Annotated in this window: 13 protein-coding genes; 8 read left to right on the forward strand and 5 right to left on the reverse strand. The window is 55.5% G+C overall.

Annotation, left to right across the window (positions count from 1 at the left end; translation table 11 throughout):
- The first annotated feature begins 444 nt into the window (after window positions 1-444).
- Window positions 445-1,965, forward strand: a complete 1,521-nt coding sequence (locus EDF73_RS01835) for an MFS transporter (protein WP_132725098.1) — start codon at window positions 445-447, stop codon at window positions 1,963-1,965.
- Window positions 1,966-2,026: 61 nt separating this feature from the next.
- On the opposite strand, the gene EDF73_RS01840 is transcribed toward EDF73_RS01835, so the two are convergent.
- Genes EDF73_RS01840 through EDF73_RS01850 form a run of 3 tightly spaced genes read right to left on the reverse strand, consistent with a single transcriptional unit; the run spans window position 2,027 to window position 4,786 of the window.
- Complete coding sequence (locus tag EDF73_RS01840) at window positions 2,027-2,812, reverse strand: aldo/keto reductase (RefSeq protein WP_132725100.1); 786 nt, start codon at window positions 2,810-2,812, stop codon at window positions 2,027-2,029.
- Window positions 2,809-3,987: a glycerate kinase gene (locus EDF73_RS01845; RefSeq protein ID WP_132725102.1), complete on the reverse strand. Its 1,179-nt coding sequence runs from the start codon at window positions 3,985-3,987 to the stop codon at window positions 2,809-2,811. Before EDF73_RS01845 ends, EDF73_RS01840 begins: the two co-directional genes overlap by 4 nt.
- Window positions 3,988-4,006: 19 nt before the next feature.
- Window positions 4,007-4,786 (reverse strand): 3-ketoacyl-ACP reductase, encoded by a 780-nt coding sequence (locus EDF73_RS01850; RefSeq protein WP_132725104.1) that lies wholly within the window; start codon window positions 4,784-4,786, stop codon window positions 4,007-4,009.
- Window positions 4,787-5,271: 485 nt separating this feature from the next.
- Here EDF73_RS01850 and EDF73_RS01855 point away from each other — a divergent pair, with 485 nt between their 5' ends.
- The 5 genes from EDF73_RS01855 (at window position 5,272) to EDF73_RS01875 (ending at window position 11,022) form a co-directional block, all read left to right on the forward strand.
- Entirely contained in the window at window positions 5,272-6,387 is a 1,116-nt protein-coding gene (locus tag EDF73_RS01855) for a sugar ABC transporter substrate-binding protein (protein ID WP_132725106.1), read from the forward strand.
- Between the two features lie 66 nt (window positions 6,388-6,453).
- Window positions 6,454-7,419 carry an ABC transporter permease gene (locus tag EDF73_RS01860; protein WP_132725108.1) on the forward strand — a complete coding sequence of 322 codons (966 nt, stop codon included), beginning with the start codon at window positions 6,454-6,456 and terminating at the stop codon, window positions 7,417-7,419.
- Window positions 7,420-7,424: 5 nt separating this feature from the next.
- Entirely contained in the window at window positions 7,425-8,930 is a 1,506-nt protein-coding gene (locus tag EDF73_RS01865) for a sugar ABC transporter ATP-binding protein (RefSeq protein ID WP_132725110.1), read from the forward strand.
- Window positions 8,931-8,949: 19 nt separating this feature from the next.
- Window positions 8,950-9,966, forward strand: a complete 1,017-nt coding sequence (locus tag EDF73_RS01870; protein WP_132725112.1) for an ABC transporter permease — start codon at window positions 8,950-8,952, stop codon at window positions 9,964-9,966.
- Window positions 9,967-9,978: 12 nt separating this feature from the next.
- Entirely contained in the window at window positions 9,979-11,022 is a 1,044-nt protein-coding gene (locus EDF73_RS01875; RefSeq protein ID WP_132725114.1) for an alcohol dehydrogenase catalytic domain-containing protein, read from the forward strand.
- A 78-nt stretch (window positions 11,023-11,100) separates the two neighbouring features.
- Here the strand turns inward: EDF73_RS01875 and EDF73_RS01880 are convergent, their stop codons facing one another.
- Window positions 11,101-12,129, reverse strand: a complete 1,029-nt coding sequence (locus EDF73_RS01880; protein ID WP_132725116.1) for an aldo/keto reductase — start codon at window positions 12,127-12,129, stop codon at window positions 11,101-11,103.
- 181 nt (window positions 12,130-12,310) lie between these two features.
- Here EDF73_RS01880 and EDF73_RS01885 point away from each other — a divergent pair, with 181 nt between their 5' ends.
- Window positions 12,311-13,819, forward strand: a complete 1,509-nt coding sequence (locus EDF73_RS01885) for a CoA-transferase (RefSeq protein ID WP_132725118.1) — start codon at window positions 12,311-12,313, stop codon at window positions 13,817-13,819.
- Between the two features lie 21 nt (window positions 13,820-13,840).
- Here the strand turns inward: EDF73_RS01885 and EDF73_RS01890 are convergent, their stop codons facing one another.
- Complete coding sequence (locus tag EDF73_RS01890) at window positions 13,841-14,485, reverse strand: TetR/AcrR family transcriptional regulator (RefSeq protein WP_132725120.1); 645 nt, start codon at window positions 14,483-14,485, stop codon at window positions 13,841-13,843.
- Window positions 14,486-14,816: 331 nt separating this feature from the next.
- Here EDF73_RS01890 and EDF73_RS01895 point away from each other — a divergent pair, with 331 nt between their 5' ends.
- On the forward strand, window positions 14,817-16,334 hold the full coding sequence (locus tag EDF73_RS01895; RefSeq protein ID WP_132725122.1) for an aldehyde dehydrogenase family protein: 1,518 nt from the start codon (window positions 14,817-14,819) through the stop codon (window positions 16,332-16,334).
- Window positions 16,335-16,340: the final 6 nt, after the last annotated feature.

The following is a 16,340-nucleotide window of genomic DNA, read 5'->3' on the forward strand; positions in this document are numbered from 1 at the left end:
ACGTATTGTGCCGCCGGTATGTTTTGTTCATCATGCGGCCCGGTATCTATCTCGCCATTGAGCGCCGGGATCGGCGACAGAGAGAAGCATTGATGATCGAGGAAAGTCGTACAATTCAGTCTGTAGAACGGGCGATGTCCGGTTAGTCGACCAGGATGTGCAATCCTTTTTCGCCCCGTTGCTGCAATACGCGGCGGAAAGCAGCTGGCGAGGTTTGTTACCTGACGGTGCCGTGCGGAGCGCGGGAGTGCCTCTATCCGCATGCCATCGACGCTGGCGGCCCACTGACGCGGTACAGCGCACCTTCCCCTGCGACCGATGCCGGGGTGAGCGGTGGTTAATGAAATGTGATCCACGATCAAAAGTAACTAACAAGTTGGTTACTTTTTATTATCAGTGAACTATGGTACTGCGAACTCGTTACTCAGATAACAGGCGTATATCATGACAAGAAAAATCACGTTAAAGCACTATCTCACCTACGGTTCAGGGGATTTTTTTGGTATGGGGACGACGGCGCTCACCGGTGCCTGGCTGCTGTTCTTTTATACCAATTTCTGTCACCTGAGCGCGGTTGAAGCCGCATCTATCTTCGCCATTGCGCGAGTCTTTGATGCCATCGCCAGTCCGCTAATGGGCTATATTACCGACAACTTTGGCCACACATTTCTGGGGAAAAAGTTTGGCCGCCGCAAATTCTTTATTCTGTTAGGCATCCCCGCCGTCTTTTCCTACTGCTTTATCTGGGTCAGCGATATGGGTTATCTCTATTACCTGCTCACCTACCTGGTCTTCGAACTGGTCTACAGCATGGTCCTGGTGCCCTACGAAACTCTGGTTCCGGAAATGACCGATGATTTCAAAAAGAAGACCCGCTTCTCCGGGGCGAGAATCTCCTTCGCCCAGCTGTCGTACATCATCACGGCATATCTGCCCGCCCTGTTTTTTGGCTGGTATGGAAAAGATAATCCCAACGCCTTCTTCTATGCCGGCCTGGTGATTGCCATCATCTGCGCCATCGCCCTGACACTGGTGTATTGCCATACCTGGGAAAGAGAGCGCAGCGTTGAGCCGCAGGAGCCGCCTGCCGCATCCGGGTCTTTACTCAAGCGTTTTTTCAGCGACGCGCTTTCCACTCTTAAAGTTAAGGCCTTCCGCACCCATCTGGGGATGTATCTCGGCGGGTTTATCGCTCAGGACGTGTTTAATGCCGTTTTCACCTACTACGTCATTTATGTCCTGTTCCAGACCGCCACCGTCTCATCTGAACTGCTCGGCATCATGTCCATCATGCAGCTGATCGCCGTGCTCTGCATGATCCCACTTTGTATTCACTGGGGCCCCGCTCCGGCCTATCGTCTGGCGGTGGGCTTTTTCGCGCTTGCCTGTCTGACCTACGGGTTTTTATGGCTCGGGGATTTCACTCATCTTGCCGTATTGATGCTGGTCTCGGCGGTGGCAGGCTTTGGCCGCGGGGGGATTAACTATATCCCGTGGAACACTTACACCTACATGGCCGACGTCGACGAAGCGATCACCGGTCTGCGGCGTGAAGGGATTTTCGCCGGGGTCATGACCATGACGCGCAAAGCGTCACAGGCGGTGGCGGTGATGCTCGTCGGCGTTCTGCTGCAGCTGGCGCATTTTAACCCAGGACAGCCGCAGCAGCCGGAATCGGTGCATTACGTTATCCTGGCGGTTCTGAGCCTCGGCACCACGCTGCTGCTGCTCGCCGGCTACCTTGTGTCGCGCCGCTTCACGCTGAATATCAAAACGCATGCGATACTACGCGAGGAATGCGACAGAATGCGCCTCGCCGGTGGGCCATTAGCGCCCGCCAGCCAACAAAACCAGCGTATTCTCGAGGAGATTACCGGCTTTAGCTATCAGCAGCTGTGGGGAAATAATCAGGTTTCACGTCTTAGCCGCCCGCCGGCATCCGGCGCGGTCACGTTGTCGAAATAAACCCTGGCGGGGAAGGAGATGCTCTCCTGCCCCGCCAGACACCGACCGGTAGTTAAAAGACTTACAGCGCCACAACGCGGAAGTTGGCGCTTTTTAATTCGGCTATCTGCTGCATATGGATATGGGAGAGGGTGAAATCAAGGATCGCGAAGTTCTCCGCAATTCTCTGCGGGTCAGAGGACATGGTGTTCGACTGCAGGCCCGACTGTAAAATCCAGCGCAGAATAATTTGCGCCGGCGTCCGGGCATAATATTCCGCAAGCTGCTGAATGATCCCATATTTAAGTGCTTCTCCCCGGGCTATCGAACAGTATGATGACAGCGGGATCTGCGTCGCGACAGCGGCCTGCAGCAAGTCGCGTTGATCCAGCAGCGGATGGAACTCCACCTGGTTGACAACCAGCGGCGTCGCGATGGCGTCACGCGCCCGTAGCATCTGCTCCGCCGAGAAATTGCTCAAGCCGATAAATCTCGCCAGCCCCTGCCGCTGCGCCTGTTCCAGCAAACGCAACGTGGCGCTGAAATCCTGCTTTGGCGGGCTATGCAGCAGCAGCACATCCACCTGTTCAACATTCAACGCCGCCAGGCTTTGCGCCAGCGAAACCATAAACCGGTCACCGGGGTAGTTCGCCGGCAGCACTTTTGTGGTAATGCAAAGCTCGCCGCGGGCAACGGGATGATGGCGCAGAACGTGTCCAATCTCCTGTTCATTTTCGTACATCTGCGCGGTATCGATCGCCCTATAGCCCACGTTCAGGGCAGATTCTAAGGCGGTAATTAATCTCTCTCCGCGCAGTTTATAGGTGCCAAAACCGCGGATAAACGCCGGACGGTAAAGAATATTCATCTCTCTTTCCTCAAAGGACGGCTTTCGCGGCGACGCGGTTGGTTCGCGGCCAGCTGCCAGAGCGAGGCAATATTAAACGCCGTCGATTCCAGCAGGCTGGCGGCTTCACGCAGCGCGCGCTCGTAGGAGATAATGCCCGGCACCAGCGAAAACGCCGAGCTGAGACCGAGTGAGTACAGCGCTTCATAACCGCTGCCGAGCGACCCGGCCAGCGCAATACTTGGGCAACCGTGGGCGTGCGCACGGCCGATCACGCCGGCAGGCCCCTTACCGCTGCTGGTTTGCGCATCAAGGCGCCCTTCGCCGGTAATGACCAGATCGGCATCGCATACCTGCGCATCGAAATCCAGAGTGTTAAGCACAAGATCGATCCCGCTGGACATCCCGGCGTGCAGCACTCCCTGTAGCGTGGCGCCCATCCCGCCGGCAGCACCGCCGCCCTTCAGGCTGGCGATATCCGTTCCGGAGCGGGCCTTAATAACGCTGGCGACCCGGGCGAGATTGTTTTCAATCCTCACCGCCGTCTGCGCGGTGACCCCTTTTTGCGGGCCAAAAACCGCAGTAGCGCCCTGCTCGCCGAGCAGCAGATTGTTCACATCGCAGGCCAGCAGAAGCGTCACCCCGGCTAATCGCGGATCGAGACCGGAGAGATCGATATTAGCCAGCTCATCCAGCCCTCCAGCCCCCCGGGGAACCTCTTCCCCGGCGGCGTTGGTACAGCGACAGCCCAGCGCCTGCAGCATGCCGATCCCACACTCATTCGTGGCGCTGCCGCCCAGACCAATAATGATTTTATTGACGTCGCGGTCCAACGCCGCCCTGATAAGCTCTCCGACCCCATAGCTGGTCGCGATTAGCGGATCCCGGTCTTGCGGTGCCACCCACTGCAAACCGCAGGCGGCCGCCACTTCAATGACCGCCGTTTTCCCATCCCCCAGCAAACCAAAAAAGCCCTGCACCGGCGTCCCCATCGGCCCGGTTACCGCAACGGATATCTGCTGGCCGGAAGTCGCGTTAATCAGCGCGTCAACCGTCCCTTCGCCGCCATCGGCGATTGGCAGTTTCACATATTCCGCATCAGGCAGCGCTCTGCGCAGACCCCGTTCGATCGCATCGGCCACGGCGCTGGCGGACAGGCTCTCTTTAAAGGAGTCAGGAGCAATAATTATTTTCATCGCAATTTACCTGCTTAAATCAGAAACGGGGAACCAACATTCCGCCATCGGCGCTAATCACCTGACCGGTCAAATAGGGCATTCCTCCGCTGGCAAGGGTGGTCACTATCGTGCCAATTTGCGCGGGGGTCCCCAGCTCCGGCAGCAGGGTTAAGCCTTCATCGACGCGCTGTTGATACATGGCCAGCGAAGGCTGGGTCATTTCGGTGACAATCAGCCCCGGCTGAATATCAAAAACCTGTATCCCCGCCGCGGCGAGACGTGCGGCAAACAGTTTCGCCACCATCGCGGCCCCGGCCTTCGACACGCAGTACTCGCCCCGATTGATGGAGGCCGCGGAGGCGTTCGAAGAAGAGACCACGATCAGGCTGTAGTGCAGTTCGGGTAAGCAGGTGCGGGCAAGCAGACGCCGGGCAAAAGCCTGGCAGAGGAAGAACGTGGCGCGGGCGTTAACCGCCTGGCAGCGATCGTAGCTTTCCGGCGTCACGTCGAGGAGGTCGCCGCGGCTGGTCACCGAGACGCCGGCGTTATTGACGAAGGTCGTCAACGGCCCAAGGTCATTTTCCGCCCGCGCCAGCATTCTGTCATGCAGGCTGATATCCGCCACGTCCCCCGGGACCGCAACCGCATTAACGCCCCAGGCTTTTAGCCGCGCTACGGAGGCCTGCAGCGTTACGGAATCCTGATAATCATTCAACGCAATATCAAAACCGGCCTGGGCCAGCTTCGCGGCAATCTCAAAACCAATACCGCGAGCCCCACCGGTGATAAACGCGACCTGTCGTGCTTTAACCGTCATTTTTTTCGTCCCATTGTTAGTTGAGCATACGAGGAAATCATAGCGACGCCATTCGCCACTTGTAAATAAATAGTTACTTACAAATAGCAAATATGCGATCTCTGCAGACTGTGGCTGCCGGGGGAAAGTTCGTCAGCAAAATCTTTGTGACTGATCTCCCAAACGCAAGCAAAACACCCCAGGCAGAAAAAATACAAAAAAGTAGTTTTTAATCATAACGATAGAATAAAACGACCACCAAAATCCCGGTACATCAACGCTGACTTCGCTACAGATACCCCGTTTTAAAATAGCCATTAAAAACAAAGAGTAATATGGATTTTCGCCGGGTAAAAACGCCAGGCCAGGCGATAGAATCCCCCTTCATTGCCAATTACATCCCTGGATGATATATCGTCAACTTGTAAGTAATTAGTTATTTACATGTTACGTGTTTTTCACCAGAAACGATCCTCCATGTGAACCGAAAGACAGGAAATATCGCTATGTCATTTATTAAAAAATTCGTTGAACAAAGCGTGATTAGCCGACGTGAATTCCTGCTGAAAAGCGCCCTTGGCATCGGCGGCATGGCTGCGCTCCCGCTTATCAGCCCACTCTCGAAAGCCATGGCTGCCGAAGGGGCTAATTTCACTCTGGCCTGGGGCTACCGCGACCCTGATAACTCCTACTGGAACGCGATTGCCGCCGGCGGGCAATCTTATGCAAAGACACAAAACTCGCCGATGGTGAGCCTGATTAACGGCGGCAATAACGAGAAGGTGCTCTCTGATATCAAAGCCCTGCTCTCGAAAACCGAAGGGAAACTGGCGATTGGCTGCGATCCTAACGACGCCCCTAACGCCCGGGCGGTGGTGACGGCCTGTCAGCAGCGCGGCGCGTTTATTACCACCATCTGGAACAAAACCGACGATCTGCACCCCTGGGATTTTGGTGACAACTACGTAGCCCACATCAGCTGGTCTGATTTCGAACCGGCCCAACAGTGCGCGCAGCTGCTGTTTGACGCGATGGGCAAAAAAGGCGGGATTGTCGGACTCGGCGGCATCGCTTCTAACGTCCCGGCGATCGAACGCAAAGCGGGGCTGATGCACAAGCTGAAGGAAAATCCGGATATCGAGCTGCTGGACTGGCAGGATGCGGACTGGAGTACCTCGAAAGCCAACGACATGATGTCGACGATGCTCACCCGCTTCGGGGATGATATCAAAGGTATCTTCTCCTCCAACGACAGCATGACCCTGGGCATTATTGAAGCGCTGCGCGCCGAAGGTCTGGCGGGGCAAATTCCGATCGTCTCCTACGACGGTACCCCGGACGCCGTCAAGCTGTGTATCAGCGGCGAAATACTCTGCACCGTAAGCACCGACCCCTACTGGGCTGGCGGGATTGCGCTTTCCCTGGCGCACCATGCGGCTCTCGGCAGCTTTAAACCCTCCGCCGAACCGCATGAGCATCGCGAATTTTACGGCCCGACAATCATGATAACCAAAGACGACGCGCAGAAGTGGTATCAGGAGAATATCGTGAATACGCCGGTGGTCGACTGGAATAATTTCTGGCAGGCGTCGAAAGGCCCCATCCAGTATCGCAAATTATAGTTTTCCCCTTCTGCGGATATTTATTCTCGATGAAGACGTCATAAATTCAATGAGTGAAGGTCGAACATGTCATCACATTCCAGCTATAAAGAGTTTTTGCGCAAATGGGCGCCGCTGATGGTGCTGCTACTGCTGTGCACCATCATCAGCGTTATTTACCCCGGATTTTTATCCGTGCGTAATTTCTCGCGTTTACTGACCGCCAGCGCCGCGCCGTTAATGATCGCCATTGGCGTGACGTTTATCATCATTATGGGTTCGATCGATCTGTCAATTGAAGGCATCATGGCTTTCTGCGGCTCGATGCTGGCAATCATCATGGTGAAACTGGGCGGCTTTAACGAACTCGGCTATTTAGCGATTCCCGCAGCGATTCTTATTTCGGCGGCCTGCGGGCTGATCAATGGTCTTATTCATGTCAAACTTAAAATCCCCTCCTTCCTGGTCAGCCTGGGAATCGGTTTTAGCCTGATTGGCGTCACGATGGTGATTACCGGCGGCGAACGTATTCCCCTGCCCGACCCGGTATTCAGGCTGCTGCTGACCGAGCGTATTTTTGATTTTCCGCTGATGGTCTATCTCGCCGGGGCGGCCCTGCTGCTTGCCTGGTTTATTCAACGCTATACCGCGCTGGGACGTAATTTTTATGCGGTCGGCGGCGGCGAGCATCTGGCCTACGCTTCCGGCCTGTCGGTAAAACGTATTCGCGTGCTCGGTTTTGCGCTAGCCGGGGTCTTTTACGGACTGGGCGCCGTCTTTGCGGTAGCCCGCCTGGGCTCGGTAGCCAGCAACCTGGGCGACGGTTATACCTTTATCGCCATCACCTCCGTGGTCGTCGGCGGCACCTCCTTAATGGGCGGCAACGGCGGAGTGTGGCAAAGCCTGATCGGCGTGCTGATTATCAACGTGATTAACAATGGCATGGTGCTGGTCGGCTTCCCGACCTATATCCAACAGGGCGTTTTGGGCGCGTTAGTTATCATCTCGGTGGCATTAGTCACTAATCGTAAACGTCTGCAAATAGTGAAGTGACGATTATGCTTGAATTCAAAAATGTTGGTAAATCATTCCCGGGCGTTCTGGCCCTACAAAATATTAATCTGCAAATTAATCCCGGAGAAATTGTCGGATTGGTCGGTGAAAACGGCGCCGGAAAATCCACCCTGATGAAAATTATTTACGGCGCGTACCAGCACGATAAAGGCGAGGTGCTGATTAATGGTCAGCCGGTGGTATTTCGTTCGCCGCGCGATGCCATGATGCAGGGTATTGGAATGGTCTTTCAGGAGCAGTCGCTGATTTCCAACCTGAGCGTGATGGAAAATATTTTCCTCGGCTTTGAACAGCCGTTTAAAAAATTTGGCGTTATCAACTGGAAAAAGATGGCGGCGGCGGCGAGAAAGCAGCTGGCGAAGGTCAAACTGGATATCGACCCGAAAACAATGACCTCCGAGCTTTCATTTACCCAGCGTCAGCTGGTGGAGCTGGCGAAAGTCTTAACTCTCGAAGAGAGAAGCAGCGGCCATTTAATTATTCTGCTTGATGAGCCGACCTCGGTGTTACCTGCTCAGGAGATCGAGCTGCTGTTTGCGCTGGTCAGGGAGCTGAAAAGCCGGGCCTCTTTTATTTTCGTGTCACATCGTCTCGATGAAGTGATGACCCTGTCCGATCGCATCTATGTGATGAAGGACGGACAGGTCATGGATATGCTCACCCGCGACCGGTTTGATGTGGTGAATATTCAGCGCCAGATGGTCGGCCGGGATATCGATGAACGCTACTACCGCGAGCATCGCAAACACGGCATCCATAAAGCCACCACCCTGGTCGAGTTAAAAAATATCTCATTGCCGGGCCACTATCACAATGTCTCGCTGTCGCTGCACGCCGGTGAAGTGCTGGCGCTGGTTGGCACCGAGGGGGCGGGCACCGAGGAGATCATCCGCACGATCTTCGGTTTGCTGCAGCCCGAGCAGGGAGAGGTGATTCTCAACGGCAGACCGGTACGCAAATTCAGCCCCACGCACAGCATCGCCGAAGGGGTGGGATATATCCCGCGCGAGCGCAAAATCGAAGGCATCGTCGAAGGGATGTCGGTCGTGGAAAACATCACTCTCGCCAACCTGCAGGACTATTCCCGCGCCGGGCTGCTGCAGGTCCATCACGAGCGCCAGCTGGCCAATGAGTGGGTTAAAAAGCTGTCGATAAAAACCGCCAGTATTGATACGCAGTGCGGCAAGCTCTCCGGCGGCAATCAGCAAAAGGTGGTGCTGTCTAAATGGCGAACCGCAGAGGCGAAAATCATCCTCCTCGACCACCCTACCCGCGGCCTCGATATCGGCGCCAAAGAGGATGTCTATGACTTAGTACGCGACTTCACCGATGAGCAATGCGGCGTGATTTTGATCGCCGATTCTCTGGAAGAGGCCATCGGTCTCGCCCATACCATCGCTATTTTTAAGGACGGCAAACTGCGCTATCAGTTTACCGGCTGTGAAGAGAAGCGTCCGGAGCAATATGAATTATTGCAGCACTTCGTCTAGGTTATTAAGGCAAATCTCCATGAAAATCACCCGTTCTGATTTATTAGCAGTGCCGACAAAAAATAACACCGGCAGCCCGACGCGGCCGCCGTTAACCGGGCGTGAAAAAATTACGCGCTATTTACCCATTCTGACCCTGGTGGTATTAGTCGCCTTAGTCAGCCTGTATAACCCGGATTTTCTTAAACCCGACAATATATTCCAGCTGCTGCAGGATGCGTCGACGCTGTTTATTATGGCCATTGGCATGACCTTTGTGATTTATATCGGCGGCATCGATTTATCCGCCCAGTCGATTGCCAGTATGTCGACGGTGGTGCTGGTCATTCTGTTGTCGCAAATTGGCGCGCTGGCGATTCCGCTCACCCTGCTCGTCGGCGCGCTGTTCGGCACGATCTCCGGCTGGGTACATACCCGTTTCAAAATATCGTCATTCATTACCACGCTCGCCGTCGGGGGCATTGCCTATGCCACCGGGCAGGTGATATCCGGACAACGCGCGTTTTATATCCCAGCCGATATTCGCAGCCAGACGGTTGGCTGGATGACCACCACCGTCTTTACGCTGCCGATGGAAATTATTATCGCGGCGGTACTGCTGCTGGTAGCCCTGTTGATGGAAAGACGCACCGCGCTGGGGCGCCACATGAAGGCGATTGGCGCCGGTGAATCCGCAGCGCTCGCCAGCGGGGTGAAGGTCGTCAAGGTGAAGATTATCACTTTCGCCATTGCCGGGGCGTTCTCCGCGGCCGCCGGGGTGCTGCTGGCGACCCGTCTTTCCGGCGCATCGCCGACGATGGCCGACCAGTTTCTGCTGCCGGCCATCGTTGCGGTGCTGTTAGGCGGAACCCCGCTGACCGGCGGCGTGGGCGGCGTATTGAGCACGCTTATCGGCACCCTCATCGTGGCCGTTATTCGTACCAGTATGACCTACCTGAACGTCGAAGCGCAGGCACAGCAGATCTTCTTCGGCGTGCTGATGATTGTGGCGATCGCGATGACTATCGATCGCGCCAAAATTTCTACGGTAAAATAACCGGAGCCGACAATGATCCCTCAATTAATGAAGGCCGCGGTGCTGACGGCGCCTAAAACGTTCGCAATACGCCAGGTCCCGGTCCCCGCCTACGGCGACGACGAGGTACTGATTCGCGTCACCCGATGTTCAATCTGCGGAACGGATATCCATATCTATAATGGCCATTACTCCCAGGATAAGCTGCCGCTAATTCCCGGCCACGAGTTCAGCGGGGAAATTGTTGCCGTTGGCCGCCAGGTCTCGACGCTGACGCCGGGGCAGCGGGTGGTCGCCGACATCAATATCGGCTGCGGCCACTGCTACTATTGCCGGCGGAACGAACTGCTGAACTGCCCGGAGATCCGCCAGCTCGGCATTCATACCCACGGCGCGTTCGCGCAGTACGTGGCGATTCCGGCCCGCCTGGTGATTCCGCTCGGCGACGCGATTGCGGATAGCGTAGCCTGCCTGGCCGAACCGTTCTCCTGCGTGGTGCGCGCCAGTAAAAAAATTGGCCTCAGCGTCGCTGAATCCGTCGTGGTGATTGGCGCAGGCCCGGTTGGCAACATGCATATTCAGATGGCGCGTTTGCTCGGCGCCGCGCCGATTATTGCCGTAGAGCTGAATCCGCAGCGGGCCGAACTCGCCAGACAGTGCGGAGCGGACAGCGTCATCACCGACCCCGAAGGCGCGCTGGAGCAGATCAAGGCGCTCACGGAGGGACGCGGCGCCGACGTGGTGATAGAAAGCGTTGGTCATCCTGCGCTGTATAAACAGGCGCTGACGTTTATGCGCCCCGGCGGACGGCTGCTGGCCTTTGGCTTAACCGATGCGGAAACCGAGATAGCCATTAAACCGCTGGAGATAATTTTAAAGGAGCAAAGGATTCAGGGCAGCGTGGCCGGGATGGGAGAAGATATGCACCAGGCGCTGCATCTGCTGAGTCATCAACGTTTTATTACCGCTCCTTTCTGCGAGTCCGTCCACCCGCTGGAGGATATTCAGCAGGTTTTCTCCACTCTGCTCGCTCATCCGCAGCATCTGAAAATTCAGCTGCGTATTGCCGAGGAGTGAGATTTTAGCCGCGCGGATAAGACGGCAGAATAAAAAAAGGTGCTCCTGATGAGCACCTTTTTTACTTTCCCGCGTCACTCAGGCTTTGCGGTCGGCCGGCGTCGGCGCCCCTTCATCCAGCAGCCCCTGTTGTTGCAGCGTACGCCAGAACTCATCCGGAATCGGGGCGGCGATCCACTCCAGACAGTTCTCCAGCTGCGCCACCGTGCGGGTGCCGGGAATAATCGTCGGCACCGCCGGATGAGCCAGGACAAACTGTAGCGCAGCCGCCGGCAGACTGACGTGATAATCGCGGCAGACGTTTTCAATTTTGCCGACCTTTTGCAGAATCGCCTGGCTGGCCGGGCCGTAGTTATATTTCGCGTTCTCAACCGCCCCGGTCGCCAGAATCCCGCTGTTGAATCCCCCGCCGATCACCACCGCCGCATTGCGCTCTTCGCACAGCGGCAGGAACGCTTTTAACGCCTCCTGTTCCAGCAGCGTATAGCGCCCGGCCAGCAGGAAGCAGTCAAAGTCGGCTTCCTGCAACGCCGCATGGCACACCTGCCATTCATTGACGCCCATCCCTACCGCTTTAATCACGCCTTCATCGCGCAGCTGCGCCAGCGCGCGCCACGCGCCGTCCATCGCCTGGCGAAAGTAGTGCGGCTGCTGCTCCCCGTGGGTATAAAAATCGCAATCGTGAATAAACGCGATATCGATATGTTCCAGCGCCATACGCTGCAGACTGTCTTCGATCGAGCGCATGGTTGCCGAATAGGAGTAGTCAAAGATCGCCTCAAACGGCAGCGGATTAACCCATACCCCGGAATCAATTTCACTGCGTTTTTTCGGCTTCAACAGGCGACCGACCTTGGTGGACAACACATACTCATCGCGCGGATACCAGCGCAAACCGTGGCCGACCCGCGCTTCGCTCAGGCCATGGCCATACATCGGCGCGGTATCAAAATAGCGCAGACCGCTGTCCCACGCCTGGCGGATCATGTTCTCCGATTCTTGTTCACTGATGGGGCGAAAAATATTGCCGATTGGCGCGGCGCCGTAGCCCATTGCGGTGACCTGAATAGCGGTACGACCAAACGCATTCTTCTGTGATGGAACCATCTCGGTGCTCCTGGGAGTTGATGAGTTAATTAACTAACAGGATAGTTATATCAAAATGAATGTTGTGAAAATGTTACCTGGATAACAAAGCGTCATTAATTACATTGATCCGGCATTTACTTTCTGCAATTGTAACTAACTAGTTAGTTTTTTAGTGCTGAATTCAACGAGGATAACGAGAATGCATGGCAAACTGAAAAGCGTCGAAGAAGCTGTTGCTTTGATCAAAGACAACTCCACCGTTGCCTTCACCGGCTCCGGTGGCGGCCTGCTGGAGTCAGATTACGTCATGGCGGCCATCGCGACGCGCTACCGCGAAACCGGACATCCGCGGAATCTCACCCTGATTCATGCGTTAGGGATCGGTAACGGCAAAGGATCCGGTCTTGGACGTCTGGCCATACCGGGGCTGGTCAAACGGATCATCGGCGGGCACTGGTCGTGGTCGTCCGAACTGCAAAAAATGGCCCGCGACAATGAGATCGAAGCCTACTGTTTACCCACCGGCATCATCATGACGCTGTATCGCGAAAGCGGCGCCGGGCGCCCGGGGGTCATTTCCAGCGTCGGGCTGGGGACTTTTGTCGACCCGCTAATCAGCGGTGGAAAATGCAATGACATCACCTGCGAAGATATCGTTTCACGTATTGAACTCGACGGTAAAACCTGGCTGCATTACAAACCGTTTAAAGTGGATGTCGCGGTGATTCACGGATCGCAGGCGGACGTCGCGGCGAATATCTCCACCAGCGAAGAGCCCGCGGATCTGGATACCTATGCCGTGGCCCTGGCCGCGCACAACAACGGCGGGATGGTTATCGCGCAGGTGAAATCCACCGTTCAGGAGCACTTTGTCCCGGCCCGTAAGGTCACCGTTCCCGGTGTGATGATCGACCATATCGTTGAATGCCCGGCGCAGTGGCAGAGCTACCTTGCCGAATACGATCCGGCCATCTCCGGGCAGATGGCCCCGCCGGACGAGCACCCGCTCGATGCGCCAGCGGAAGGTATTCGCCGCCTGATTTCGGGACTGGCGGTACGGGAGCTGAAACCGAATATGCGGGTCAATTACGGGTTCGGCATCCCCGGCGGGATCTCCGCCATGGCCGAGAAATCGCTGGTCGACTCCTGCTGGCAGATGGTGGAACAAGGTATTCACAACGGCCAGCTTCTCGACGGGGCGCTGTTTGGCGCGGCAAAATATCCGCAGGCCATTGTCAGCTCGCTCGATCAGTTCGATCTGTTTTGCGGCGGCGGGCTGGATATCACCTTCCTCGGCATGGGCGAAATGGACGCCGAGGGCAACGTCAACGTTTCGCAGCTTGGCGATACCATCGTCGGTCCGGGCGGCTTTATTGATATTACCTGCGGGGCCAAAAAAGTCGTTTTCTGCGGCACCTTCGAAGCGAAAGGCCTGCAGGTTTGTCAGCAGGGTGAACGTTTACAAATTGAGTCTCATGGGCAAATTCCCAAGCTGGTGCAAAAGGTTCGCCATATCACTTTCAGCGGGCCGGAAGCCATAAAACGCGGGCAGGAAGTGCTGTACGTCACGGAGCGCGCCATTTTCAAACTGACGGAAGAAGGGGTGGAACTGGCGGCGATTGTCAGCGGGGTTAACCTCGAGCAGGATATTTTGCAGCGTATGCAATTCTGCCCGAAAGTCGATCGCCCCGCGGTGGTTTCTCTCTGAATAAGCAACGCAATGCGGATATCAGGGCTGCAGTATCCGCATTATCGTTTCGACGTTGAAATCAAGGCGCTGCTGAAGGGAATCAGCATCCATGAAATTGCGATCGAACAGAATGGCGCCGGTATATTTGTTATTGAAGTAATAATAGTTGACCGCGGCGATGGTAATCACCAGCTGTTCCGCATCAACGCCGGCCCGGAATACGCCCTGCTCCACGCCGCGCTGAAGAATGCCTTCCATCAGGGTGACCATCGATTTCTGCGCCGACTTAATCGCCACCGATTTTTTCAGGTGCACGGCACGATGCAGGTTTTCGCTGTTGACCAGTGTCAGAAACTCCGGGTTTTTCAGGTAGTAGTTCCAGGTGAACCTGACCAGCGTTTCAACCGCTTCTTGCGGTTCCAGACTTTCGAGATTTAATTTTTTTTCCGCGGCGCGAATATCAAGATAGGAGTCTTCGACAACTTTCTGAAAAAGCTGTTCCTTGCTACCAAAATAGTGATAAATCATACGCTTATTTGACTTTGCCTTTTCAGCGACAACGTCAATGCGTGCGCCGCCGAGTCCCTTTTGCGCAAACTCTCGTTTCGCGGCTTTCAGGATCCGATTCTGTGTCGCAATGGGGTCACGGACCTGTACTGTTTTTTCCGAAGCTGATTTAGTCATTACATCGTTTTGGTTGCGGATCTGGCTGATGATTAACCCTTACTCATTGGCGGAAATCAAGAAAAATTTTTCGCTAATCTCCTTTCTGCTAGCCGCTTAACAATTTCATTACAAGGGCTGGCGTTTCCTTATTCAATCCCAAAACAGCGTGCTAATATATGTAACCATATAGTTATATATATAACATATTATCATTATAAAACATTTAGTTAAATACAATCATAACCAACTCATCTTGTCAGCGTTAAAAAGGCGCCAGCAGGATGACAACGATCACGCACTGGCTCTTACCGACCGGTAAGCAAGGCTATGAACGATGGGAAAGAGGATTATGAGTAATACATTTCACCCTGTAGACGTTAACCACCCTTTGCTGCCTGAAAAAGCACGGCAATTTCAGATGTTCATCAATGGCAAGTGGACCACGGGTCACAGCAGCGAAAGTTTTGTCCGTAAAAGCCCGGCCCACGATATTGTCGTTAGCACTTACCCGGCAGGCACCGCTGAAGACGTTGATGACGCGGTAAAGGCGGCCAGAGACGCCTTTGATTCAGGGAAATGGTCACGCATTAGCGGTGCGGCGCGCGCGGCGGTATTGCTGAAAACCGCCCAGCTCATTCGCGAGAACCTGGCGGAGCTGGCGCTGCTGGAAACGCTGGAAACCGGCAAACCCATCGCCCAGTCGCGCGGTGAGATCCAGGGCGCGGCCGATATCTGGGAATATGCCGCCGGTCTGGCGCGCAGCGTCAATGGCGACAGTTTTAATAACCTCGGCGACAGCATGCTGGGCCTGGTGACCCGCGAACCTATCGGTGTTGTCGGCGTTATCACGCCGTGGAACTTCCCTTTCTTTATTGGCGCAGAACGCTACCCCTATATTCTGGCCGCCGGCTGTACGCTGGTGGCGAAAGCCGCTGAGATCACGTCCGGTACGACTCTGCTGCTGGCCGGGATCCTGAAAGAGGCGGGTCTGCCCGACGGCGTATTTAACGTTGTCACCGGCAGCGGTTCGCTCGTCGGCCAGCGGATTACCGAGCATGTCGACATCGATATGGTCTCCTTCACCGGCTCCACCGCCGTCGGCCAGATGGCGCTGCACGCGTCGGCAAACAATATTAAACGTCTTGGGCTGGAGCTGGGCGGTAAGAACCCGCAGGTGGTTTTCGCCGACGCCGATATTGACGCCGCGCTGGACGGTACGCTGTTTGGCTTTCTGTTCAATAGCGGGCAGTGCTGCGTCAGCGGCAGCCGTTTGCTGGTGGAGCGTTCTATCCATAAAGATTTCTGCCAGAAGCTGGTTGAACGCGCGCAGAAAGTACGCAGCGGCGATCCGCTGAATGAAAACACCCAGATTGGCGCGATTATTACTGAGAAACACTATCAGACCGTGCTCGGTTATATCGAACAGGGAAAAAATGAGGGTGCGACCCTGCTCACCGGCGGCCATGCGGTTCCCACCGGTAATGGACTGTTTATCGAACCCACCATTTTCGACGATGTAACCCCGGAAATGACCATTTTCCGCGAAGAGATCTTCGGCCCGGTGCTCTGCGTCACCCCCTTCGACAGCTATGAAGAGGCGATCGGCATCGCCAACGATACCTGCTACGGGCTGGCGGCCAGCATCTGGACTTCGAACCTGGATAAGGCGGTGCAGGGATTCCGCGATCTGAAAGCGGGCAGACTGTGGGTAAACACCACTATCGCCGGCGGCCCGGAACTGCCTTCCGGCGGATTTAAACAGTCCGGCATCGGGCGCGAAAGCGGCAGCTATGGTCTGGATGAATACACCGAAATTAAATCCGTACATATCCAGTTGGGCAAGCGCGCTAAATGGCTCGCTGAGTGATTTTTG

The organism is Klebsiella sp. BIGb0138, from assembly GCF_004342285.1.
Taxonomy (GTDB): Bacteria; Pseudomonadota; Gammaproteobacteria; order Enterobacterales; family Enterobacteriaceae; genus Klebsiella.